At 55.7% G+C, this 23,201-nt stretch carries 20 protein-coding genes; 17 read left to right on the forward strand and 3 right to left on the reverse strand.

The annotated features are described in order from the left end of the window. Window positions 1–741 precede the first annotated feature (741 nt). From ACYU7Q_RS14470 to ACYU7Q_RS14520, 11 genes are all read left to right on the forward strand, one after another. Complete coding sequence (locus tag ACYU7Q_RS14470; RefSeq protein WP_460610146.1) at window positions 742–2,511, forward strand: ATP-binding cassette domain-containing protein; 1,770 nt, start codon at window positions 742–744, stop codon at window positions 2,509–2,511. 161 nt (window positions 2,512–2,672) lie between these two features. Beyond that, window positions 2,673–3,755, forward strand: coding sequence for an acyltransferase family protein (locus ACYU7Q_RS14475; protein ID WP_460610147.1), 1,083 nt, complete (start codon window positions 2,673–2,675; stop codon window positions 3,753–3,755). Between the two features lie 138 nt (window positions 3,756–3,893). Then, window positions 3,894–4,706 (forward strand): glycosyltransferase family 25 protein, encoded by an 813-nt coding sequence (locus tag ACYU7Q_RS14480; RefSeq protein ID WP_460610148.1) that lies wholly within the window; start codon window positions 3,894–3,896, stop codon window positions 4,704–4,706. A gap of 108 nt (window positions 4,707–4,814) precedes the next feature. After that, window positions 4,815–6,017 (forward strand): glycosyltransferase family 4 protein, encoded by a 1,203-nt coding sequence (locus ACYU7Q_RS14485; protein WP_460610149.1) that lies wholly within the window; start codon window positions 4,815–4,817, stop codon window positions 6,015–6,017. 35 nt (window positions 6,018–6,052) lie between these two features. After that, window positions 6,053–7,321: a glycosyltransferase gene (locus ACYU7Q_RS14490; protein ID WP_460610150.1), complete on the forward strand. Its 1,269-nt coding sequence runs from the start codon at window positions 6,053–6,055 to the stop codon at window positions 7,319–7,321. Continuing rightward, window positions 7,314–8,489 carry a glycosyltransferase family 4 protein gene (locus tag ACYU7Q_RS14495; RefSeq protein WP_460610151.1) on the forward strand — a complete coding sequence of 392 codons (1,176 nt, stop codon included), beginning with the start codon at window positions 7,314–7,316 and terminating at the stop codon, window positions 8,487–8,489. The genes ACYU7Q_RS14490 and ACYU7Q_RS14495 overlap by 8 nt, the downstream gene beginning before the upstream one ends. A 19-nt stretch (window positions 8,490–8,508) precedes the next feature. Then, on the forward strand, window positions 8,509–10,008 hold the full coding sequence (locus ACYU7Q_RS14500) for a glycosyltransferase family 39 protein (protein WP_460610152.1): 1,500 nt from the start codon (window positions 8,509–8,511) through the stop codon (window positions 10,006–10,008). A gap of 29 nt (window positions 10,009–10,037) precedes the next feature. Continuing rightward, window positions 10,038–10,466: a glycosyltransferase gene (locus ACYU7Q_RS14505; protein WP_460610153.1), complete on the forward strand. Its 429-nt coding sequence runs from the start codon at window positions 10,038–10,040 to the stop codon at window positions 10,464–10,466. A 9-nt stretch (window positions 10,467–10,475) separates the two neighbouring features. Continuing rightward, a complete protein-coding gene (locus ACYU7Q_RS14510) occupies window positions 10,476–11,369 on the forward strand; it encodes a methionyl-tRNA formyltransferase (protein WP_460610154.1) in 894 nt (297 codons plus the stop codon). 41 nt (window positions 11,370–11,410) lie between these two features. Beyond that, window positions 11,411–11,728, forward strand: a complete 318-nt coding sequence (locus tag ACYU7Q_RS14515; protein WP_460610155.1) for a PLP-dependent aminotransferase family protein — start codon at window positions 11,411–11,413, stop codon at window positions 11,726–11,728. An 8-nt stretch (window positions 11,729–11,736) separates the two neighbouring features. Next, entirely contained in the window at window positions 11,737–12,807 is a 1,071-nt protein-coding gene (locus ACYU7Q_RS14520; RefSeq protein WP_460610156.1) for a glycosyltransferase family 4 protein, read from the forward strand. Window positions 12,808–12,809: 2 nt separating this feature from the next. On the opposite strand, the gene ACYU7Q_RS14525 is transcribed toward ACYU7Q_RS14520, so the two are convergent. Both ACYU7Q_RS14525 and ACYU7Q_RS14530 read right to left on the reverse strand, forming a co-directional pair. Continuing rightward, complete coding sequence (locus ACYU7Q_RS14525) at window positions 12,810–14,171, reverse strand: hypothetical protein (protein WP_460610157.1); 1,362 nt, start codon at window positions 14,169–14,171, stop codon at window positions 12,810–12,812. Window positions 14,172–14,181: 10 nt separating this feature from the next. Further along, the gene (locus tag ACYU7Q_RS14530) at window positions 14,182–15,396 is read right to left on the reverse strand and encodes a tol-pal system protein YbgF (protein ID WP_460610158.1); all 1,215 of its coding nucleotides are present in this window, start codon (window positions 15,394–15,396) and stop codon (window positions 14,182–14,184) included. Between the two features lie 159 nt (window positions 15,397–15,555). Between ACYU7Q_RS14530 and ACYU7Q_RS14535 the strand changes: the two genes are divergently transcribed. The 5 genes from ACYU7Q_RS14535 (at window position 15,556) to obgE (ending at window position 21,658) form a co-directional block, all read left to right on the forward strand. Beyond that, window positions 15,556–16,470, forward strand: a complete 915-nt coding sequence (locus ACYU7Q_RS14535) for a M20/M25/M40 family metallo-hydrolase (RefSeq protein ID WP_460610159.1) — start codon at window positions 15,556–15,558, stop codon at window positions 16,468–16,470. A 256-nt stretch (window positions 16,471–16,726) separates the two neighbouring features. Beyond that, entirely contained in the window at window positions 16,727–18,991 is a 2,265-nt protein-coding gene (locus tag ACYU7Q_RS14540) for a proton/sodium-translocating pyrophosphatase (RefSeq protein ID WP_460610160.1), read from the forward strand. Window positions 18,992–19,218: 227 nt separating this feature from the next. Beyond that, window positions 19,219–19,758, forward strand: coding sequence for a phosphoribosyltransferase (locus ACYU7Q_RS14545; RefSeq protein ID WP_460610161.1), 540 nt, complete (start codon window positions 19,219–19,221; stop codon window positions 19,756–19,758). A 76-nt stretch (window positions 19,759–19,834) separates the two neighbouring features. Beyond that, the gene (locus ACYU7Q_RS14550; protein WP_460610162.1) at window positions 19,835–20,458 is read left to right on the forward strand and encodes an adenylate kinase family protein; all 624 of its coding nucleotides are present in this window, start codon (window positions 19,835–19,837) and stop codon (window positions 20,456–20,458) included. A 135-nt stretch (window positions 20,459–20,593) separates the two neighbouring features. Further along, on the forward strand, window positions 20,594–21,658 hold the full coding sequence (obgE, locus tag ACYU7Q_RS14555) for an Obg family GTPase (protein ID WP_460610163.1): 1,065 nt from the start codon (window positions 20,594–20,596) through the stop codon (window positions 21,656–21,658). A 50-nt stretch (window positions 21,659–21,708) separates the two neighbouring features. Here obgE and ACYU7Q_RS14560 read toward each other — a convergent pair whose 3' ends face one another. After that, window positions 21,709–22,353 carry a GIY-YIG nuclease family protein gene (locus tag ACYU7Q_RS14560; RefSeq protein WP_460610164.1) on the reverse strand — a complete coding sequence of 215 codons (645 nt, stop codon included), beginning with the start codon at window positions 22,351–22,353 and terminating at the stop codon, window positions 21,709–21,711. A gap of 146 nt (window positions 22,354–22,499) precedes the next feature. Here ACYU7Q_RS14560 and ACYU7Q_RS14565 point away from each other — a divergent pair, with 146 nt between their 5' ends. Further along, window positions 22,500–23,072, forward strand: coding sequence for a nucleotide exchange factor GrpE (locus ACYU7Q_RS14565; protein WP_460610165.1), 573 nt, complete (start codon window positions 22,500–22,502; stop codon window positions 23,070–23,072). The last annotated feature ends 129 nt before the right edge of the window (window positions 23,073–23,201 follow it).

The raw sequence follows: 23,201 nt of genomic DNA on the forward strand, positions 1-23,201 counted from the left end.
CCGGCCAACAACAATCGCCGGGCACGACGGTGTGCGACACGTACCTATTGTCGAGGCCGTGCTGCAACGCTGGTGCAAAACACGACGAGTTGCAACTCAGGTGAGCTCTAGGGCCGTGCGGCCTCACCAAGTGGCGGCGGGCGCGAAAAAAGACAGTTCCTGCGGCTAGCCACTAGAGGTACGGTACATGGTAAGGCGGTTTCACGACCAAACTCCACATGAGTGGCGACGCGCAGGGATGATTTGCGCCCTGGCTCTCACCGGTGGCCAAGTTGGTGACTGCCCGCAAGCGCTGGGCTTGCTGTGGAGCCACCTGCAGGTCGGACCTACGACCCAACTACGTGCGTGTCCATATCACGCAAGCAGCACTGTAGCCGTGATTTCGGGCAAGAAAAACCGGCGAATGCCCCTCAAACACGGTGCGGAAATTGACATTGAAACCAGATTGAGCAAGCCATCAATGGCTCCCAACGCTTTCAAGCCATGGCCGCCGGCTTTGATAAACGGGTAGCTAACTGTAACATTACTAGGTATTAGCAGTTGTCTTGCGTCATCAAACGCCGCTTTACTTGATTGAAAGTGAGTTGAGTGTATAGTGAGCAAAAGCCCATTACAGTGGGCGACTAGACCTGACCAATGGTACTTGGGCCTTACCTTTGAGAGTCTTTTCATAAAAGGATGCCTTTCCTTTTATGAAAAGACTGCATTTTACCCCGTAGTAAGGATAAAACCATATTAGCTATGAAGAAAGGAATTATAAGATATTCTGTGGAGAGTATTGCTTATTATCTTACTCATTCGGAGAAGAGAAAGGCAGTTGTAATGTTTCTGTTGGTGTTATTAACATCTTTTCTGGATGTAGTAGGTCTGGCTTCTCTCGTCCCTGTGATGATGGTTGCTGCTGAACCGGGAGGAGTTGAGAAAAGCAAATTATTTGCTCCAATTTATTACGCCCTGCATTTCGATTCGGAACGTAGTTTTCTGGTGGTCCTGATTATAGCAGTATTCTTGTTTTTTCTATTCAAGAACTTGTTCTCAACTTGGGTGAACTACATGCAAACGCACTTCACGACCAAGTTAGGTTTGAGTATTGTAAAATCACAACTAAGTAAGTACCTGCATTTTCCCTTTTGGGATTTCAACCATTTGGGCTCGGCTAATCTAATCAACAGTGCGGTCGAGATGCCGCGTTATTATGTGACAATGATAGTGCGCCCTTTATTTATCCTTTTTTCTGAGGTTGCCATTATTGTAGTTATTGTCATCAGTATTCTGCTTTATAAGCCGTTGCTACTGGCTTTATTGGCCTTTGTGCTAGTACCTGCTACGCTGCTTACATACCGCGCTTTGCGCACCCGGTCACAGGCGATTGGCAATCGCATCAATGAATTGAGGCCCAAGTCGTACAGTGTGATAGGAGACCTGTTCACGGGGTTTGTTGAGTTGAAGCTGGCCAACAAACAGTACCGTTTTCGCGACCGACTGATGGATGCACAGCAGGAACTCCAGGCGCTTGATTCGGAAAGCTACCTCTATTCGCTCATACCGCTAAAGGTGATTGAAATGGTGGCCATCTTGGGCGTACTAACCATCTTTTTATACGCGATTTTCTTCCCAAGTCCTTCCAATAGCCTCATCGCTCTGGTGGGCCTGTTTGCCGCTGCGGCTTACCGCCTCATGCCTTCCGTGAACCGGATGCTTACCGCCATGATGCAGATTAAGCAGGCCCAGTCCAGCATTGAGGACTTGCAAAAGTATCGTGAACCACGGTATAACGAAATGCCGGACCCACAGCAGCTGCCGCTGGAGTTTAAGCACAGCATCACGTTTGATAACGTGTCGTTCAACTTTCCCGGTGTGGCTAAACCTACGCTCAATGGCATTAACCTACACATCGAGAAGGGAGAGAAAATTGGTTTTATCGGAAGTTCAGGCTCGGGCAAGACCACGCTGATGAATGTTTTGCTTCGCTTCTATACCGAGCAGCAAGGGCATATCCGGGTCGATGGGAAACCGCTCACCTCTCAGCATCTGTTGGCTTGGCACCACGTTGTGGGGTACGTAAAGCAGGATACATTTCTGATGGAGGCGTCCATCCAAGACAACATTACGCTTGGTGATGACAGCGTAGATGCTGAGCGGCTGGACTATGCTATTGAACAAGCTTCGTTGCGAAACTTCGTGAGCGGATTGCCAGAGGGGGTGCATACACACATAGGCGAACGCGGCTCCAAGCTGTCGGGTGGGCAACGTCAGCGCATTGGTATTGCGCGTGCTTTGTACAAGCGCACGCAGGTGCTGGTGCTGGATGAGGCCACCAGTGCACTCGATAACGAAACGGAGCGCGAAGTGAACGAGGCCATCAATAAACTGTCGGAAACAGATATAACAATTCTCATCATCGCGCACCGCATTACCACCTTGCGGGAATGCAACCGGATTTATGAGCTCAGCGATGGTAATGTTATTGCAGAGCATCAATATGATTCCTTAGTACAACATATTGTATAGCAAAAACAGCTGGTTGTTTTAGTTGCTTACACAATCCTGATTTTGCTCGCTCAGAAGTATATCAAATTTGTAGGGTGTATTCAATACCAACGTAGCTTTTGGGCGCTTTCAGTATAGCCGAAATTTTAGTTTTTGTTACACCCTCATCTTATCAGTGAACGATGGATGCATTGTCTACAGTAGACGAATCAGCAGTACATAGTATAGTTGACGCACCTAGCGACACTATGCGGTCTTCTGCAACAAAAAGTGATGGCAAAAAAAGCTATTTAGTTGGCTTGGAGTTTTTGAGAGCAATAGCAGCCCTTAGCGTATGCTTATTCCATTATAGTGGAGGCATGCTGCCCAAGCTGATAGTGCCGGGCGTAAAGTATACTTTTTCAGGTGGCTATCTGGGGGTTGATATTTTCTTTGTGATTTCTGGTTTCATTATTCCGTATAGTCTTGTTGGTAAAAATTACCGCGTAAAAGGTTTTTTTGCATACATAAAAAAGCGGATTCTAAGAATCAATCCACCTGCTTATGCTTCTATGGCATTGGTTCTAGCACAGGGATTCATCATTGACAGGATGTTGAATCATACATCTACGTACACGGGGGAGTTAAGCTGGTGGCAGATATTTCATAACGTATTATTTACTATTCCATTTACTAATTATAAATGGATAAATGGAATATTTTGGACTTTAGCTATTGAATTTCAATTTTACTTATTTATTGGCGTTTTGTTTAACTTCTTATTTAATAGAGGTGTATTATGGTTCGTGGGGATATACATCGCTGTTAGTTTAGCGCAGTTCGCGCCTTTTATGGCATCTGTCGGCTTTTTTCACTACAGCACATTATTTGCGCTAGGTGGAGTGGCCTTGTTGTGGCACCAGAAACGGATACCAAGTTGGATGTATATCGGCGGCCTCGTTTTGTTTGGCAGTCTTACCTTTTGGCAGCTTGGAATATACGCCACCTTGGTTGGGGTTGCTACTGCTGTTGCAATTAATTCAATCAACGTCAGAATCCCTGGCTTCTCATTTCTTGGTAAGATTTCATATTCCTTATACCTAATACATACTGTTGTAGGTACAACTGCTGAGTTCATATTAATAAAGTTGGTTGCACCAACTACTGACGCTCGTAAAATAATGTTAGCAATGGTTTGTCTCATAATTGCCATATGCGCTGCTTCAGTATTCTATTGGCTTATCGAAAAGCCTTTTATGCGACTAGCTGCTCAGAAAAGGAGTTAGGCATATTAAAACTGAACATTGCTTCAATCCGTAGCTGGGCCATCAGAACATTCCGCTTGTGTTCGCACACGCATGGTTTGTAATTACTATAGGTCTGCGTAAACCTTTGCAAATCGTCACCGAATTCAACCTCATCAAATGAAAGTTTTTGTTGTTAGCCTCACAAGAGCGGATAAAAGAAGGGAATATATAAATGCGCACCTGAGCTCGCTGGGACTGGACTATGAAATCATTGATGCAGTTGATTATCTCGAGTTGACTCCTGCCGATTATGAGACGCTAACCGACCAGGAAGCCGTTAGGAGAAACCCGTATTTGAGCAAAGGGAGCATTGCTTGTTCTTTATCTCACATCAAGATATACAAGCGAATGGTGCAGGATTCCATCGATGTCAGCCTTGTACTCGAAGATGATGCCCAACTACCTAAAAACATCAAACAATTGCTTTCTGCGGTTGAAGCAAACATTCAGCAAAATGAAGTAATTTCATTATCCTACTTCAATCACTTCGACTCTAAACCGGTGACCCATTTAAGTCAGGAAGGACGTACGCCCTTGCGCGGAATTGGAGAATTGGTATATCCTATTGATTTGCATGATATTGCTTCGACGATGGCATACGTCATCACCAAGAACGTCGCTGAGAAGATGATTGATATTCTCATGCCAATATCAGTTCAAACAGACTACTGGGGGGTTTATTACGAAAAGGGTGCTTTCGATTCGTTCCGCTGCCTGTATCCTGTGCCGGTTCGGGCTGCTTTGCTGCGGTCTTCCATCGATTACGAGGCTGGCAAGACGCTGACAAGCCGATTGGCAGCGGTGGTAAGAAAGTATAAAATACCGGTATTGCTAGGGTATTTGAATCGGCGGGCTAATAAGATGCAGGAGCAAAAATATTATTTTGATTTTGTTGAAACGAAGCCTTTCAATCACCAAGCATCGTTCTAGACGTGTTTCAGATTATGCTGTTCAGTCCCACAACAACTGGTACCATCGTTTTCTTATAGTTACTAGCTATAGCAGCGTTTGTATTAATAGCCCACAAACGGAAACCTTGTGAAAATATTGCTTGCCATTGAGGATTTGCGCACCGGGGGAGCCCAGGTATTTGGTATGCGGCTGGCACAAGCGCTGCACCAGCGCGGGCATCAGGTGTGGCTGTATAGCCATTACCCCAGCTATACCAACCACCCGCTGGTGAAGCAGGTGGCACCGGATGTGCCCGTGCTGGGCTTCGAACCCGGTGTGCCGGGCTTGGAGTGGCTGAGCCGAAAGGTGCAGGGCGTGCTTCGCCGGTTTGGGAAGCCATTCCCGTTGCGGGAGCAACTGGTGGAGCGCCACTTACGGCAAACCATGGAGCAGTTAGGTGTGCAGTTGATTAACTCTCACATGATTAAATCGGATTACGTGGCTGCTGCCGCTGGCACTGCCGCGCGGCCCAAAGTACCGCTTGTAATTACGATGCACGGCTGCTACGAGGACTTTCTGCACAAAACCACCGAGCCGGAAGTCACGATGAAATCACGCGAGGCATTGCGGCAGGCGGCCGCCGTGGTGTACCTGACGCAGAAGAACCTGGAGATTTTTTCGGTGCCGGGCGTGCGGTCGTTCGATGACATTCCACACGCGCAGATTTATAATGGGTTCGACGGCCATTTTTCCGCGCCGGATAAATTGCCCACACGGGCGCAGTTGGGCATTGGTGAACAAGACATCGTGTTTGGCATGGTGGCCCGTGGCATTGCCGAGAAGGGCTGGGCCTATGCTCTGCGCTCGTTCGAGGAAATCAGCGCGGCACATCTCAACGCGCACCTGGTGTTGGTGGGCAGCAGCGACTACCTCACCGGCCTGAAGGCGGCCAATACCAATCCGCACATCCACTTCGTAGGTTTTGCTTCCAATCCCATCGACTGGGTCAGGCTGTTTGACGTGGGGCTGCTGCCGAGCTACTTTGCCTCCGAGAGCCTGCCCAATTCCATTGCCGAATACCTGTTCTGCGGGGCTCCGGTAATAGCCACCCGTATCGGCGAGATTCCGCAGATGCTGGAAGTGCCCGGGCAGGGCCTGGCCGGCGTGCTGCTGGAGCAAAACGGCCGTGGCCTCGCTAACCCCGAGGCCTTGACGGCTACAATGCGCGCCTACCTCACTGACCCGGTGCTGCTGGCTGCCCACAAAGCCCGTGCGGCGCTCTGCTTCGATAAATTCCGAATGGAGCGCTGCGTAGCGGCTTACGAAGCCATTTTTACGGAGGCGCTATAAGCGGGCTCGCGTATTGTTCTGATATTGAATGAAATATGACTAATTCTGATTCCCGGCCCCGGCTGCTGATTGTTATTCCAAACCGAGGCATGGGCGGGGCCCAGCGCGCGTTCCATGACCATAGCGTGGAACTGGGTAAATACTACCAGGTAACGGAAGTTATTTTCAACGAAGACGAGGCCGATATGTATCCCAGCGGCAACCCCGTGCGGAGCCTCGGGGTACCGGGCGGCGGTTCACCGCTGACCAAAATCCAGAATTTCTGGCTGCGCGTGACGCGGCTGCGTGAGCTGAAAAAGGAGTTGAACTGCGATGTATCGGTGAGCCACCTGGAAGGAGCCGACTACATCAACCTGCTGAGCAAAGGACAGGAAAAGGCCATTGTGCTCATTCAGGGTTCGAAAGTGCACGACCGCAACATCAGCGGGGCCGTGGGTGCGCTGCGCAAAAAGGTGCTCATGCCTTGGCTCTATCAGCGGGCCGATAAGATGGTGACCGTGAGCCGCGACATCATCCCGGAGATGACCGAGACGTTCGGGGTGCCGCGCCACAAGCTGTCGGCCATCAACAACTCGTTTGAGGTGGAGCACGTGCGTCAGTTGAGCCTAGAGCCGCTGGATGCGGCCATGCAGGCAGTGTACGCGTCCGCACCGGTGCTGGTAACTTCGGGCCGATTGGCCATTCAGAAAAACCAGGCCCCGTTGCTCGACGTTTTTGCGGCCCTGCTCAAGCGGAAGCCCACCAAGCTGGTGTTTATCGGCGATGGGGAGTTGCGCCAGGACCTGCTAGACCACGCCCGCAAGCTGGGCTTGCGCGTGTACCAGGCCATGGACCAGCCCGACCCGCTGACGGCGGATTACGACGTGTATTTCGTGGGCTTGCAGCAGAATCCGTTCAAATACATCCGGCCGGCCACGGCTTTTGTATTTCCCTCGGCCTGGGAGGGCTTTCCACTGGCGCTGGGCGAGGCCATGACATGCGGCGTGCCTGTGGTATCGACCGACTGCCCCACTGGCCCGCGCGAAATGCTGGCCCCCACCGTAGAAGCACCCGAAACGCCGCTGCGCCACGCCGAATGGGCCGAATTTGGCATCCTAATGCCCATGCTGACCGAGCCCGCCAGCCTCACCGCTGACATTAACTGCTGGACCGATACGCTGGAGCAGTTGCTGAACGACGCGCCGGCCCGGCAACGTTTGGGCGAAGCTGCCCGCCTGCGGTCGAACGACTTCACGCACAAGCGCATTTTCGGGCAGTGGAAGGAGCTGATTGACGGGCTGCTGAACCGCAAAGCCCGTGCGTAGCGACATGAGCGGGCTACCCACTGCCGCTAGTCGCCCCCTGATTTTGCTGGTGGACAACTCCCGGGCCGTGACTGGGGCGCTTAACGCCCTCCGCCACGCCACCAGTCCACTGCGCGACCGGTTCGACTTTGCCTACGTGCTGCCCACCGGCAGCACCGGCCGGGCCGTGCTGGAAGCCGATGGTTACCGTGTGCACGAGCTGCCCTTCGTGGAAATCAGCCGCCGGCCGGCTGACCTGCTGCGCTACCTGCCCATGCTGCTGCTCAACGGCTGGCGGCTGCGCCAGTTGGCGCGGCGCGAGCAGGCCAAGGCCCTGCATATGAACGATTTTTACAACCTGACCGGCTACGTGGCCCGTTGGCTGAGCCTGGGCCGGCTGCCGGTGCTCACGCACGTGCGCTTTCTGCCGCAGGTGCTGCCACAGGTATTTGCCCGGCCGTGGCGCTGGCTGGCCGAGCATGTCGCCCAGCAGGTGCTGTGCGTGTCGGAAGCGGTGCGCGTATACTTCGCGCCTGGCAATACCAGGGTTCGCACCGTGTACGACCCCCTGCCTGCCCGTGGCGAGGAAATGCCGGCATACACCGTGATGCCCGCCACCAACCGGCCTGTGCGGCTGCTATACCTCAGCAACTACATCCGGGGGAAGGGGCAGAATTTCGCGCTGGAAGCCTTTCAGCTTGCCCACGCCCGCAACCCTAATTTGCATCTGCACTTTGTGGGTGGGGACATGGGCATGGTAAAAAACCAGGAATTCCGGCAAGAGCTGGAAGCGGCTGCCAAGGCTGCCGGCTTGGCTGAGGCCGCGCATTTCGACGGTTTCGCGGCCAATACGGAAGCCGCTATGAAGGCCCACGACATCGTGCTGAACTTCTCCGAGGCCGAGTCCTTTTCCCTCACCTGCCTCGATGCGCTGTACTATGGCGTGCCACTGATTGCCACCGATTGCGGCGGCCCGGCCGAGCTGTTCGAAAACGGAAAATCGGGACTGCTGGTGCCCAACCGTGACGTGCCCGCCATGGCCGATGCCATGGTGGCACTGGCCAGCAATGAAGCCCTGCGACAGCAGTTTTCGGTAGCCAGCCGCGCTTTTGTGCGGCAGAAATTTGCCCCAGCTCACACCTATGAATTGCTGGCCGGCAGCTACCAACGGGCCCTGGCACGCCGGTAACTGCCCAACTATGAGGCCAATGGCTCCTGCTCGCTTAACATTCGGCTGGTTATGGGCAATAGTGCTGCTGGGGCTGGGGCTGCGGATAGCATTCTTGCTCAAGGGCACGGGTATCCTGTACCACAGCCCCAGCCTGTTTGCGGAGAATGGCGATTCCCTGTCTTACACGCTTTCGTTTGAAAACCTGTGGTATAAGGGGCGCTATACGTTTGATTTTCTGGAGCCAGACGCATCCTTTGGCCGTCTGCCGGGGTATCCGTTCTTCTACGGCGCGCACTGGATTTTATTCGGAAGCAAGTGGGCCGCCACAGCTACAGTCTGGAGCCAAGTGCTATTAGATACCGGGGCTATCGGACTGGTATTCGCCATCCTGAAACGGCTGGAGCCAAACCGGCCTTACACTGCTTATCTGGGAGCATTTTTATATGCTGCCTACCCATTTATCATCCTTTGGGTACCGGTAATCGGCACTGAAGTTCTCAGCGTCGACCTCACGTTGCTGTGGCTGTTGGTATTGTTGCGCTGGCGCCCAACGGTGCGCTACGCACTCGGAACGGGCATGCTAATAGCACTGGCACTGCTGGTTAGGGAATACATGGGGATACTGCTGCCGGTTACATTGTTGTGGCTTTGCTGGCACAGTAGGGGAGTTGCTTGGCGCCCGATGATGCGCTATATCGTGTTGGTCGTGGTCGGCTTTGGACTACTCTACGGCGGCTGGCCCGTGCGCAACTACCTGCTGGCCCATCGCCTGATACTGCTCAAGCCGAAGGCCGCTGGTTACGCCAACCAGACCCCCGACGTGGACGAATTTTACCAATGGGTGCACTGCTGGACGCCCAACGAAAACCCCTGGCTCGATTCGGTATTGATAGGGAAGGGACGCATTCATTTTCCGGCTTCGGCCTTCGGTACTTTGGCGGATGCGGAACAGGCCCAGCAGCTGGTGGTGCGGGCGCGGCAGTGCGGGTCGGGGTTCTGGGTGTTGCGCAGCCGAGTTTGCAACGGCGCTTGTTATTACCACAATGCAGCGGCTATTTTGGCCGATACCGCCTATCAGCACCACCACTTCCAGGAATGCAACGCGGAGGTTGGGGGCGGGTTTCGGGAGTTGCGGCAGCGGTTCGCGGCGGAGCATCCATTCCGATTTTGGCTGGACGTTCCGTTGCAGAATGTTCGGAAAGCCCTATTCAAATCGGCATTGTCCAAAGCCCCGGTTCTGGAAAATCGAGCAGCGCCGCCGCAAGCAAGCTTTGTGCGGCTGCTGTTTGGCTACCGCACGCTGCTGCTGCTGCTGGGGTGGGGGGGGCTGCTCGCTGGGGTAAGGCGGCAGCCGGCCCTGGGGCTGGTAGCAGCGGTGGCGGGGTTTATGTACGTGTACATTTGCTTCGTGTACCGGGGGCTGGAAATTCGCTACCTGTTGCAGGCCGATGTGTTGCTGCTGGTGCCGGCGACTCTCTGGTTGGGACGCTGGTGGCCCGCTGCACTTGCGCAATCAGTCCGCCCGGTTGCTGCCTAATGTTGGCTCCGTTTTAATCTTTGCTGTCTATGCCTGCTGATGTTCCTCTACTGCTTTCCGTGGTGAGCCCGGTGTACCGGGCCGAAGTGCTGGTGGAGGAACTGGTGCAGCAGTTGGTGCAGGTGCTGGAGCCACTAACGGCGAATTTTGAAATCATCTTGGTCGACGACCGCAACCCTGACCAATCCTGGGCCAGTATTCAGGCCGAAGTGGCCCGCGACCCGCGCGTGCGGGGCCTGCGCCTGAGCCGTAATTTTGGTCAGCACCAGGCCATGACGCTGGCGCGTTACTGGGTGGGGCAGATTTACCAGCCAGGCTACGCCAGCCACGTTATTTCCATTTGGTTTTTTTCGGGATTGCTGCTGTCGGTATTCGGCATGGTGGGCCTGTACGTGGGCGCAACCTTTGAGCGGGTGAAAAACTGCCCACTCTACATCGCCGATGAAGAAACCCGTTAACTCAGGCCAATGGCGACCACAAACCCCACCCCGGCCCTTACCCTGTATCTGATGACCGAAAAGGGCTACCGGGTGCTTCAGCACATCGTCGCTCATCTCGATACTTCGGCAGTGGCCCTGGTGGTGGGTGCGCCAGACCCCGGCCTGGCGCAGGACTTCTTTGCCGAAATCCAAAGCCTGTGCGCTCAGGCCGGCATTCCATTTCAGCGCCGGAATGCGCATCCTGTGGTGCTCACTACCTACGCCATGGCCGTGTCGTGGCGCTGGCTTATTACAGATGCTAGCACGGTCATCGTGCTGCACGACAGTTTATTGCCGCGTTACCGGGGTTTCGCGCCGTTGGTAAACTGCCTGATTAATGGCGAACCAATCATCGGCGTCACGGCCTTATACGGCACAAGCGAATTCGACCAAGGCCCGATACTTGGCCAGGCAGCGCGGCTGGTACAATACCCCTTGCGCATTGCCGATGCCATTCAACTGGTCGTGGAATGCTACCTGGAGTTGATAACTCAACTCTGGCCCGGCCTGCAGGCAAGCCAGCTCCCGGCCGGTACGCCCCAACACGAAGCCGATGCCACCTACAGTCTTTGGCGCGATGAACAGGACTACCGCATCAATTGGCAAGCCGATAGCGCTACCATTCGCCGTTTTGTGGATGCGCTGGGGTGGCCTTATCAAGGCGCCAGTACCCTGCTAAATGGCCAGTTGCACCGTGTATTGGCTGCTGAGCCTGAGCCCGATGTAAGGATTGAGAACCGCACTCCCGGCAAGGTGCTGTTTATGCGCGCCGGACAGCCCGTGGTGGTTTGCGGCACCGGCCTGCTCCGTCTCACTGCCCTGCGCACCAGCGACGGTGGCGAAGCCCTGCCGTTCGTGCGCTTCCGGTCGCGCTTCGAGTGAGGCCCGGTCTGGCCGTACCTTTGCCGGCCCCATTGCCGCGTATGCTACCCCTTATTCCCTTCAACAAACCGCTGCCCGATTTCGCTACCAACAACGGCCACTTGTTCTACCTTGTGTGCCGCAACCTGATGGAGCGCACGGCGCTCCTGGCACATCTCAAGCAGCGCGGCACCTGGGCCGTGTTCCACTACCTGCCGCTGCATAAAAGCTCGTACTACGCGGCCCGGTACGACGGCCGCACCCTGCCCTGGGCCCCTTCCACCGCCCACCTAGTCCGCTTGCCCCTGTTCTACGAGCTTTTCGAAGCTGACCAGCGCCGCATTACCGACGAGGTGCTGGGCTTTTATCAGACGTATTAATTTCCTGTATGCGCATTCTATTCCTTGTGCCTTATCCGCCCGGCCGGGCGCCATCCCAGCGTTTTCGCTTCGAGCAATATCTGGATGCCGTCACGGCGGCCGGGCACACCTATCAACTGGTCCCGTTCATCTCGGTAGGCACTTGGAATATTCTGTATCAGCCGGGCCGGGCCGGCGCGAAAGCGTTGGGCATTCTGGGCGGTTTTGCCCGGCGGCTGGCCCTGATGTTTCGTGTGCCAAAATACGATTTCGTGTTCGTGCACCGCGAGGCCGCGCCCGTGGGGCCACCCGTATTTGAGTGGATTATTAGCAAAGTGCTGGGCAAGAAGATTATCTATGATTTTGACGATGCCATCTGGCTGGCCAATACTTCTGAAGCCAACAAAATAGCCGCCGGCGTGAAGTGGCACCATAAGGTGGCCGATATCTGCCGCTGGGCATATAAAAATAGTTGCGGCAATGCCTACCTGGCCGATTACGCCCGCCAGTTCAATCCCAGTGCCGTCGTCAACCCTACCACCATTGATACCGTCCACCTGCACAACCAAGTACGCGACCAAGCCGCGCCCGGCCGCCTCGTCATCGGCTGGACCGGCACGCACTCCACCCTCAAATATCTCGACCAAGTGGTGCCGGTGCTGGCCAAGCTGGAAGCCGAAGGGTTGGAATTTGAATTTCGGGTCATTTCCAATCAGCCACCCGCGTTTCCATTGAACTCACTGGTGTACCTACCCTGGCGGAAAGACACAGAAATAGCCGACCTGCTGGGCTTCCACGTCGGCTTGATGCCGTTAGAGAATGACCCATGGGCCAAAGGTAAATGCGCATTCAAGGCCTTGCAATACATGGCTTTAGGCGTGCCCGCACTGGTGTCGCCGGTGGGTATGAACACCGAAGTGGTGCAGCACGGCTACAATGGTTTCGTGTGTGCCACTCCTGCTGAATGGGAGGCCAGCCTGCGCCAGCTTCTGGCCGATGCCAGCCTGCGCCAGCACCTGGGCGCTGCCGCGCGCGCTACCATCGAACAGCGCTATTCGGTAGTGTCCAATACTCCAAACTTCCTGAACCTGTTTAGCTAAGCCTATGCGCGCGCTAGACGGTGCCGGCCCGCTAAGCGCCGCTGCCCAGCCCGGGCAGCGGCCTGCGGCACCGTAATGCTTTGCAGAATGTAAAGGCCGCTCAAGTAAAAAGGCATAAGCGGAATTTTATAGCGCACCAGCGTGCCGAAGTTGCCGCTCGATATTCCCACGGAAATCGCAAAAATCAGACTGAATATAAAGCACATGGTAAGCACGGGCACACTGCTTATCGCGCCAATGGTCTTGAAAAATCCCACGCGCCAGAAGATGCGCAGCGTGAGCAGGATGAAGTAAGAGGACTCCAGAGCCGACAGCAGCATGGTCGGGTTGCGGGCTTCCCACAGAAAAGGCCGGAACAGCGAAACCACAATGGCCTGGGGGGCCAGCTTAGCCATGCCACCCAAAGTGCCATCCTGAACGCCAATGTTATAGCCAGAACCTTGCTCCGATTTGCTGACCTGTTGCAGGTAATCGGCGGTGATTTTGCTTTGTTCGCCGATTTTGTCCAGGTTAAAACGGGCATCAGCGGCGGCCAGCTGCGACATGGCGAAGAGAGCCACTACCCCGCCCACGCCTAGGAACAAAGGCTTCGCTACCCAGCGCACCGCCACGCTCTTGATGTTGCGCGTGTTCTCGTTGAACACCCATAACAGCGCCGGCGGCATGAAAGCGAGCAGGATATACGTCTTCATCGATAGAATAACCGCGCTCATCATCACGCCCAACACCAGGCAGCGAATGATATTCTTCCGCTCGATAGCCCCGCGGTAGAAGCAGTAGAAAAGCCAGCCCAATGCGCCCAGGCATAGCGAATCCTTCAATAGCCCTGACCCCCAGAAGAATACGGAGGGGAGAAAAAAAACGGCAATAGCTAGTTCCTTATACGCCTGCGGCCGTATTTTGGCAAACGTCATGTACATTACCCACATGCCGCTGAATGTGACTACCGCAAACAGTACGGCGATAACCGTATAGGTGTCAAAGCTAAACAGGGCAAAAACGGCCGCTACCCGAATAACGAAGTACTCGTTACTGCCGTGGCCGAACCAGTTAATCTGGTTCACATATTTGGCAATGGCTGGCGTAACATCGCCCGAAGTCGTGACCAGTTCAAAGCCCGCCGCAAAAGAATCACCGAAAGCGTGGTACACCACGGTGGCCATACGGTAGTAGTTGTTAGTGTCGCCGCCGTACAGGGTATGGTAGAGGATGCCCAGTGCAATGGCCCCCACGATTTTAACCGTCAGAGCCGGAATAAAATACTTTTTGGTGTACACGTTCGTCACCGAGCCGCGCACGCCGTAGGCAATACCATAGATAAGGGCCAGATAAAACGGGGTAATATATAAATCCTTTAACTCCATAGTGCGCCGGCTAGGCTTTGCCGTTCTTTTTCAGCCATGCCTTGGCCTCTTTGTATTGTTCCGATTTGTGGTCGGCTTTGTCGGCTACTACTGCATAGTAGCGCTTGGCCGCCGCCAAGTCCTTGTCCTTCACCGCGAGACGGGCCAGGTTAGCATTGGCAAACAAATAAAATCCGCCGGAAGTGTCGCCTGTGCTTTCGGCAAAGACAATGCACCGTTGGTAGTAGTCCTTGGCCTTGGCGATGTCGCGGTAGCGGTTCTGCATCAGGTAGCCGAGGAAGTAGCTGGCGTAACGCCCGCTGATGCCTTCGTAGCCCGGCATGCCTTTGTTAATCTTATCCAGAATTTCGCGGCTCACCCGCTCACAGTCTGTAAATTCGCCCTGGTCATAGGCCAGGAGGGCATAAAACCGCTGAAAATAGCCGTTATCGGGAAACTTGTTGGCCAGGAATTTGGCCACGGGCATGGCTTCTTCGGCGTTGTTCTCCTCGTTCTTGAGGATGCCCATGAGAAATACCCGGGCTTCGGTAGCCGTGTAAAAGCCGTTCACGGCCACGCTCCGCAGTTGCTCGAGGCCCAGTTTCTTGTCGCCTTTCGGAAAGAACAAAAGCACTGGCTTGAGCAGCGGGTAATTGTCCGGAATCCAAACGGCGTAGTAGTTGAACAGAGCTTGGCCGAACTGGAATTCCGGGCTCAGTCCATTTGCTTCCTGGCTCTTCTTTAGGTAGTTGAGGGAGCGTCGGGCCCCCACGGTGGCTTTGCGCCAATCGTGCCGCTCGGCGTGCAGGCGGGCATCGAAGCCGTAGGCCGCCGAGAGAAAAAAACTGGCTTCGTAGTTATGATTGTCCGCGTCGTAGAGCGCCTGCGCTTTCGTGATGGCCGTGTCCATGTATGCGAAGAACGGCTTGTCGTACTGCGTGGTCTGGAAGTTGGTGGGGCGTATTTTCCACCAGGTGCTCAGCCCCAGCATAAAATACGCCATGGGGTGGTTCGGGTAGCGGCGGCGCAGTGAGCGGAATTGCTTTTCGGCCTTGTCGAACTTGAAATTGTAAATATTATAGACGGCCCCATCCAGCTCCATCTGAATGTCCTTGTCCATCAGCAGCCAGCCTTTGGTGTCGATGGCCGAGGGCAATACGCCCACCGAATCGAGCGCCACCGTCTTCATCGGGGGCGGGGTGCGGATTGTATCGGGCGTTTGGGCTCTGCCCAGGAATGGCAGCATGAGCAACCCCAAGCAGACACAAAACAGCGAACGCAGCATAGAATGAGAGTAGAGAGCAGCCCCAAACCGTTGTTCTCCCAGTACGGATGGGGAAGTGGAGGAAACGGGCCTGCTAAAGTACGGAGTTTGCCCTAGCTTTGGCCGTACTTCCCTTTGCTTATGCACCTGCTCCACTCGCTTTGCCGCTTGCCGGCCCCCGCCGGCAACGAAGCCGCGCTCACCCAATTTGTACTCGATTATGTTCGACAGCAGCAGTATGCCTGGCTGCACCAGCCCCAAATCATCGCCGATGAGCGGTTTCAGGACTGCGTTCTCTTGGTCTTTGGACAGCCGCGCACCGCCGTCTTTGCACACCTCGACAGCATCGGCTTCACGGTGCGCTACGGCCGGCAACTGGTCCGAATTGGCGGCCCGCAGGCCGAAGCGGGGTACCGCCTGGTAGGAAAGGATTCGCAAGGAGAAGTAGACTGTACGTTAACCGTTGACGAAGAAACGGGCGAACTGGGTTACGCGTTCCACCGCGATATTGACCGCGGCACCGAGCTCACTTTCTACTGCGACTTCCGCGAAACGGCCACCACCGTGCAAAGCTGTTACCTCGACAACCGCCTTGGCGTGTGGAACGCCCTGCGCCTGTGCGAAACCTTGGAACACGGCATCATCGCCTTCTCGTGCTGGGAAGAGCACGGCGGCGGCTCGGTAGCCTACCTGGCCAAGTACATTTACGAGACCTACGGCGTGCGCCAGGCCCTTATTTCGGACATCACTTGGGTGACCGAGGGTGTGCACGCCGGCCAGGGCTGCGCCATCTCGCTGCGTGATTCGCTCATTCCGCGCCGGGCTTATGTCAACCAGATTCGGGCCATTGCGGTCGATTCCGGCATTCCCCACCAATTGGAGGTGGAAGGCAGCGGCGGCTCCGATGCCAAGGAGTTGCAGCACGCCGCCGCGCCCTGGGACTGGTGCTTTATCGGCGCGCCCGAAGACCATGTGCACTCCCCCGACGAGTTGGTCGACAAGCGCGACATCGACAGCATGCTCGCTCTGTATCGGGTTCTGATGCAGAAATTATAGCCGGGTGCCGGGTCCGACGCGGCAGCCCGGTGACAAATGCAAGAAATAAGGACGACAAGGCCTGATTTGCCCATGCAGGTCAGGCCTTGTTTTAAGTCGTTCTGATAGGGAAAAGGACGGGCTTTTTCATGATTGGAGAAGCCTACAAGATGCTTTTACTAAAGGCGTTAATGGAAAAGGTTGTATTCGATGGTATTTCCGCTATTTTGCGAACCTAAAACCGCTCGAATCACATTTTCCCACCCATTCACTTTTTATGACTCCGTACCTCTACGCCGTGCCTGCCCTGGGTATTTTTGCCTTGCTCTATACCTGGCTGCGTGCCGGTTGGGTGACGAAGCAGGACGCCGGTGATGCGCGCATGACCACCATTGCCGGCTACATTGCCGACGGGGCCATTGCTTTCCTCAAAGCCGAATACAAGGTGCTGGCCTTGTTCGGACTCATTGCCGGGGCGTTTCTCTTCTACCTGGGCACTACGAGCGGCAACTCCAGCCCCATCATCGTCATTGCGTTTTTGATTGGGGCCGTGTTTTCGGCACTGGCGGGCTTCATTGGGATGAAAATTGCCACCAAAGCCAACGTGCGTACCGCGCAGGCAGCCAAAACCAGTCTCAGCACCGCGCTCAATGTGTCGTTCTCGGGTGGCTCGGTGATGGGCATGGGCGTGGCCGGACTGGCCGTGCTGGGCCTGGGGTCGTTGTTTATTGTCTTCTATAAACTGTTCGTGCCCAGCGGCCTCGCCAATGGCACGGAGATGGAAAAAGCGCTTGAAGTCCTCACCGGCTTCTCGCTCGGGGCCGAAAGCATTGCCCTGTTTGCCCGCGTGGGCGGCGGCATCTACACCAAAGCCGCCGACGTAGGAGCCGACCTCGTGGGCAAAGTCGAAGCCGGCATTCCCGAAGACGACCCCCGCAACCCCGCCACCATCGCCGACAACGTGGGCGACAACGTGGGCGACGTAGCCGGCATGGGCGCCGACTTGTTCGGCTCCTACGTGGCGACCATCTTGGCTACCATGGTATTGGGACGTGAAGTGACTGTGACCAACGACCAGTTCGGCGGTCTTTCGCCCATCTTCCTGCCAATGGCCATTGCGGGCATGGGCATCATCGCCTCGCTCATCGGCATCCTATGTGTGCGGGTGAAGGAGGGCGGCAACGTGCAGGGCGCCCTGAATACCGGCAATTACATCTCGGTAGCAGTTTCGGCGGTGGCTTCCTACGGCCTTATTATGTATATCTTGCCTTCCGGTACTTTCACCATCCGCGGCATTAGCTTCGATGCCATGCACGTCTTCTACGCCGTGCTGGTAGGCCTGGTGGTAGGCACGTTGATGAGCATTATCACCGAGTATTACACGGCCATGGGCAAGCGCCCGGTCAATAGTATTATCCAGCAAAGCAGCACGGGCCACGCTACCACCGTCATCGGCGGGCTGGCCGTGGGCATGGAGTCGACGGTGTTGCCCATTCTGGTGCTGGCCGCCGGCATTGTGCTCAGCTACGAAGCCGCTGGTCTTTACGGCGTGGCCATTGCCGCTGCCGGCATGATGGCCACCACCGCCATGCAGCTGGCCATCGACGCCTTCGGCCCCATTGCCGACAACGCTGGTGGCATTGCTGAAATGTGCGAACTGCCCAAGGAAGTACGCCAGCGCACCGACATTCTGGATGCCGTGGGCAACACTACTGCCGCCACCGGCAAAGGCTTTGCCATTGCCTCGGCCGCGCTTACCTCGCTCGCGTTGTTCGCCGCCTTCATGGGCACGGCCAACATCACGTCTATCGACATCAGCAAAGCGCCGGTGCTGGCCGGTGTTTTCATTGGAGCCATGATTCCGTTCATCTTCTCCTCGCTGGCCATTGCCGCCGTGGGCCGGGCTGCTATGGCCATGGTACAGGAGGTGCGCCGCCAGTTCCGCGAAATCCCAGGCATTATGGAAGGCACCGGTCGCCCTGAGTACGAGAAGTGCGTAGCTATTTCAACCCAGGCCGCTATTCGAGAGATGATTTTGCCGGGGACTATTGCCCTGCTCACGCCCATCATCGTGGGTTTTGGCTGCCGGGGCTTGTTCTCAAATGCGTCGTCGCCCGAGGTGCTGGGCGGCCTGCTGGCCGGCGTTACGGTGAGTGGCGTGCTGATGGCCATGTTCCAGAGCAATGCCGGCGGGGCCTGGGACAACGCTAAGAAGTCCTTTGAAAAAGGTGTGATGGTGAACGGTGTGATGCAATACAAAGGCTCTGACGCGCACAAAGCTTCGGTAACGGGTGACACCGTGGGCGACCCCTTCAAGGATACTTCCGGCCCCAGCATGAACATCCTCATCAAGCTGATGAGCATTGTGTCGCTGGTCATCGCGCCCCACATTGCTGAAAAAGGGGGCGAACGCGGCATGGCCCCCGTGCAACTCGAAAAAGAGCGCATCGAAGCCACTGTGCAGCCGCATGTTCGCTACGCCGAAGCTTTTGCGCCAGCGGCATTTTGCTTGATTTACACCGTGTTGCGCGAAGTACAGTAGGCTACGGTCGGCTTTCGCAGTAGTAGCACAAACTTCCGGCGCCCCGAGCCCCTGACTGAAAAAGCCGCGACATTCGTCGCGGCTTTTTTATACTTTCTATACGGTTCCGAGTGGATGCGCAAAGCTGATTACCAAGCGTTGCACAAGAGGGGGACTGGGGAGAAAGTGCATGCCGCGGCCGATTCCGTGAGTAGCTTTGTACCCTCATTACACCCTCCCCGCGCCGCATGGGCCATCCCCACATCACCATCCACAACAAAGAATTCCGGCCGTATCTATCGGCTGCTCAGCTGGATGAAGTCGTGACTGGCCTGGCCAACCGCCTCAGCGCCGACTACGCCGGGCAGAAGCCTTTGTTTGTGGTCGTGCTCACCGGCGGGTTCATGTTTGCGGCCGATTTGCTGAAGCGCTTCGTGGGCGAATGCGAAATCGTCTTCATCCGGGTGGCCTCCTATGAGGGCACCGGCAGCACCGGCGTGGTGCAGGAAATCCTGGGCCTGCGCGAAGAAGTGCAGGACCGCCACCTCATCATCGTGGAAGACATCGTGGACACCGGCACCACCATGCACCACCTCATGCCCACGCTGCTGGAAAAAGGCCCGGCTTCGGTCGAGATTGCGGCGCTGTTTTTCAAGCCCGCCAGCCTCAAGCACGAGCTCGCGGTGCGCTACGTAGCCAAGGAAATCCCCAACGACTTTGTGGTCGGCTACGGCCTTGACTACGACGGCCTGGGCCGCAATCTGCCCGATGTGTACGTTGCCGTGTAGCAACGTTTCTGGTCACGATTGAGTAACTTGCCCAAACCCACCTAAAATCACCTCCCTCGCGCAACGCGTCTTCTACATGTTGAATATCGTGCTGTTCGGCCCCCCCGGCGCCGGCAAAGGAACCCAGAGCCAGAAACTCATCACCCACTACAACCTCGTGCACCTGAGCACCGGCGACCTGCTGCGTGCCCAGATTGCCCAAGGCACCGAGCTGGGCCTCACCGCCAAAAAGCTGATGGACGAAGGCCTGCTCGTGCCCGATGCTGTGGTTATCGGGATGATTGGCAGCGCGCTGAAGGATAACCCTCAGGCCGGCGGCTTCATCTTCGATGGTTTCCCCCGCACCGTGGCCCAGGCCGAAAGCCTCGACCAGCTTATGGCCGCTCATAATACGCACATTAGCTGCATGATTGCGCTGGAAGTGCAGGAAGAAGAGCTGGTGAAGCGCCTGTTGGAGCGCGGCAAAACCAGCAACCGCCCCGACGACCAGGACGAAACCAAAATCCGCCGCCGCGTAACGGTGTACAACACCGAAACCGCCCAGGTGGCCGGCTACTACGCCGCCCAGAAGAAATTCCACGCCCTCAACGGCATTGGCCCAATTGACGATATTTTCGGCCAAATCTGCAGGCTGATTGACCAGCATCAAGCTGCCAAGCCCGAATCCCCGGCTGAAGCGACCAAAGAAGTAAAAGCATAAATTCATCCAAAGTAGGGGCGGGGCTTGCCCCCGCCCGTCGGCAGAACGAAGCATTGCCTGGGTCATCCGGCAGCATTCGTTCAACGGCGGGCGGGGGCAAGCCCCGCCCCTACATTATACCCAATTCCAATTCCCGTGGCCTCCAATAACTTCATCGACTACGTCAAACTCATCTGTCGCTCGGGCAAAGGCGGTGCCGGCTCGCACCACTTTTTCCGGGCCAAGGGCCTGCCCAATGGCGGCCCCGATGGCGGCGACGGCGGCCGCGGCGGCCACATCATCCTCGAAGGCAACTCCCAGCTCTGGACGCTGCTGCACCTGCAGTACCAGAAGCACGTGTTTGCCAAAGACGGCGAGGGTGGGGGCGAAAACCTGCGCAGCGGCGCACAGGGCGAAGACATTGTGCTGCAAGTGCCCCTCGGCACCGTGGCCCGCGATGCTGCTACCGGCGAGCAGATGCTGGAAATCACGGAGCACGGCCAGCGGCTCATCCTCGTGCCCGGCGGACGCGGCGGCTGGGGCAACGACCATTTCAAGAACTCCATCAACCAGGCCCCGCAGTACGCGCAGCCCGGCGAGCCGGCCATCGAGGCCGTCATCATCCTGGAGCTCAAGCTCCTGGCCGACGTGGGCCTCGTGGGCTTCCCCAACGCGGGCAAGAGCACGCTGCTGTCGGTGGTGTCGGCCGCCAAGCCCAAGATTGCCGACTACGCCTTCACCACCCTCGTGCCCAACCTGGGCGTGGTGGCCTACCGCGACTACAAATCCTTCGTGATGGCCGACATTCCCGGCATCATCGAGGGCGCGGCCGAGGGCAAAGGCCTGGGCACCCGCTTCCTGCGTCACATCGAGCGCAACTCCATGCTGCTCTTCATGATAAGCTGCGACTCGCCCGACATCAACGCCGAATACAACGTGCTAATTGGCGAGCTGGAGCAGTTCAACCCCGAGCTGCTGGACAAGAAGCGCCTGCTGGCCATCACCAAGTCCGATATGATTGACGAGGAGTTGGAGGCCGAAATCCGAGCCACGCTGCCGGAAGGGGTACCCGCCATCTTCATTTCCAGTCTCACGAATAAGAACATTCAGCCGTTGAAAGACATGATTTGGAAGGCGCTGGAAGAAACTCGCCGCGACGCTGCTCCAACCAAACGCCAGGGACTTGGCGAGCAGGAGGGCGACGAAGAGTGGCCTTCCTAGCGCACTGGATTCGATAGATGCTCTAGGAAGGCTGGGAGTGAGCAGCCTTCCTATTCGTCTAAAGGTTGGCTGTATGTATTGTCGTAAATTTCACTGAGATTCTGCCCTTGGAATTGCCAATGAGGGCAAGGGGCAAGAGCATAGGTAATATTAAGTGCCTTTCGAGTAGCTGCCGTTAAAGACATCTCTTCGTCATTAAGACGAACTTTTTTGGCATTCACAACAACAACCGTTGTGTCATTCGAAACACAAGTAAGCAGAGAGCCTATCGGGATTTGCATCTCATTGAAATTTAGACTTGGGCGCTTCTTTTGAAGGTTTACACCAGCTGCGACTTCCGATTGTTCGAGTGTAGTTGGCTGACTTTCAATTTCTGCTGTTGCGTCTTGAACGTGCAGAAGCTTAAGAATCACAATTGCTTGACTTGCTTCAATTGTGAAGAATTCCCGCTTGGGATTGACGCGATAAGGTGCGAATGCTTGATGTAGGGCTTTCTCAACTTCTTCTGAATTGGGGACTTTACAAACAAATTCTAAGTTGAAAGGCACAGGGACACCAGTTGTGTAAAGTTGGTCAATTCTAGTTTTTGCATCATCATGACTTGTGCGTCCAATTTTTACCATTCCTGGCATAGCTGGATTTGTAAGTACATAAACTACGCTTAATTGGGTAGGCTGTTGAGTAAAGGGATTCATTGCAATGGTAGGTTTTGTAGAATTGTAAAACTAATGACTCTTGTGCCACTATGGCAGCCCGCGCCCCTTTGGCAAGTGAATTGTGCCCGTAGCCTGACTAACCGGCTAACCCCGTGAAAAACCCCTTTCGACGAATATTTCCGCAAATGGCTAACGAGAATAACCAGCCCCAGGACGACAACCTGACCGCCGACCCCAACCACGTAGCTGGCGAAATGGCCGACGGCGAAAGCACCGACCCGGACATGACCGCCACCGGCGCACCCCAGCCCGAAGCCTCCCGCACCGATGCCGAGCTGGCCGACCTCAAAGACAAGTACCTGCGCCTGGCCGCCGAGTTTGAGAACTACAAGCGCCGCACCACCAAGGAGCGGATTGAGCTGTTCAAAACCGCCAACCAGGAGCTGATGACGGCCCTGCTGCCCGTACTCGACGATTTCGAGCGCGCCCGCAACGCCACTGCCGATACCACCGATGCCAATGCTGTGCGCGAGAGCATTGAAATAATTCAGAGCAAGCTGAACAAAACGCTGCAGCAAAAGGGTTTGACCGCCATGGAAGCCAAGGGTGGCGACTTCGACGCCGAGCTGCACGAGGCCATCACCCAGATTCCCGCGCCGAGCGACGACCTGAAAGGCAAAATCGTGGACGTGGTGGAGAAGGGCTACTATTTGGGCGACAAAGTGATTCGCCACGCCAAAGTGGTGCTCGGGCAGTAATTTTAGGGTTTGGATTTAGAACAATAAATAAAGACGGTCATGCTGAGCGAAGTCGAAGCATCTCTACTGGGAGGGTAACGGATTACTTTCTCGGTCAAGATGCTTCGACTTCGCTCAGCATGACGGTTA

The sequence above is a fragment of the Hymenobacter terrigena genome, from assembly GCF_054776515.1.

What these genes read in the sequence shown, in the direction of transcription:
- ACYU7Q_RS14490 (WP_460610150.1), top strand. Translation starts at nt 6,053, where the DNA reads ATGACTAATTCTGATTCCCGGCCCCGGCTGCTGATTGTTATTCCAAAC.
- ACYU7Q_RS14550 (WP_460610162.1), top strand. Translation starts at nt 19,835, where the DNA reads ATGTTGAATATCGTGCTGTTCGGCCCCCCCGGCGCCGGCAAAGGAACC.
- ACYU7Q_RS14500 (WP_460610152.1), top strand. Translation starts at nt 8,509, where the DNA reads ATGGCTCCTGCTCGCTTAACATTCGGCTGGTTATGGGCAATAGTGCTG.
- ACYU7Q_RS14525 (WP_460610157.1), bottom strand. Translation starts at nt 14,171, where the DNA reads ATGGAGTTAAAGGATTTATATATTACCCCGTTTTATCTGGCCCTTATC.
- ACYU7Q_RS14475 (WP_460610147.1), top strand. Translation starts at nt 2,673, where the DNA reads ATGGATGCATTGTCTACAGTAGACGAATCAGCAGTACATAGTATAGTT.
- ACYU7Q_RS14540 (WP_460610160.1), top strand. Translation starts at nt 16,727, where the DNA reads ATGACTCCGTACCTCTACGCCGTGCCTGCCCTGGGTATTTTTGCCTTG.
- ACYU7Q_RS14470 (WP_460610146.1), top strand. Translation starts at nt 742, where the DNA reads ATGAAGAAAGGAATTATAAGATATTCTGTGGAGAGTATTGCTTATTAT.
- ACYU7Q_RS14565 (WP_460610165.1), top strand. Translation starts at nt 22,500, where the DNA reads ATGGCTAACGAGAATAACCAGCCCCAGGACGACAACCTGACCGCCGAC.
- ACYU7Q_RS14560 (WP_460610164.1), bottom strand. Translation starts at nt 22,353, where the DNA reads ATGAATCCCTTTACTCAACAGCCTACCCAATTAAGCGTAGTTTATGTA.
- ACYU7Q_RS14515 (WP_460610155.1), top strand. Translation starts at nt 11,411, where the DNA reads ATGCTACCCCTTATTCCCTTCAACAAACCGCTGCCCGATTTCGCTACC.
- ACYU7Q_RS14480 (WP_460610148.1), top strand. Translation starts at nt 3,894, where the DNA reads ATGAAAGTTTTTGTTGTTAGCCTCACAAGAGCGGATAAAAGAAGGGAA.
- ACYU7Q_RS14535 (WP_460610159.1), top strand. Translation starts at nt 15,556, where the DNA reads ATGCACCTGCTCCACTCGCTTTGCCGCTTGCCGGCCCCCGCCGGCAAC.
- ACYU7Q_RS14510 (WP_460610154.1), top strand. Translation starts at nt 10,476, where the DNA reads ATGGCGACCACAAACCCCACCCCGGCCCTTACCCTGTATCTGATGACC.
- ACYU7Q_RS14530 (WP_460610158.1), bottom strand. Translation starts at nt 15,396, where the DNA reads ATGCTGCCATTCCTGGGCAGAGCCCAAACGCCCGATACAATCCGCACC.
- ACYU7Q_RS14545 (WP_460610161.1), top strand. Translation starts at nt 19,219, where the DNA reads ATGGGCCATCCCCACATCACCATCCACAACAAAGAATTCCGGCCGTAT.
- ACYU7Q_RS14520 (WP_460610156.1), top strand. Translation starts at nt 11,737, where the DNA reads ATGCGCATTCTATTCCTTGTGCCTTATCCGCCCGGCCGGGCGCCATCC.
- ACYU7Q_RS14505 (WP_460610153.1), top strand. Translation starts at nt 10,038, where the DNA reads ATGCCTGCTGATGTTCCTCTACTGCTTTCCGTGGTGAGCCCGGTGTAC.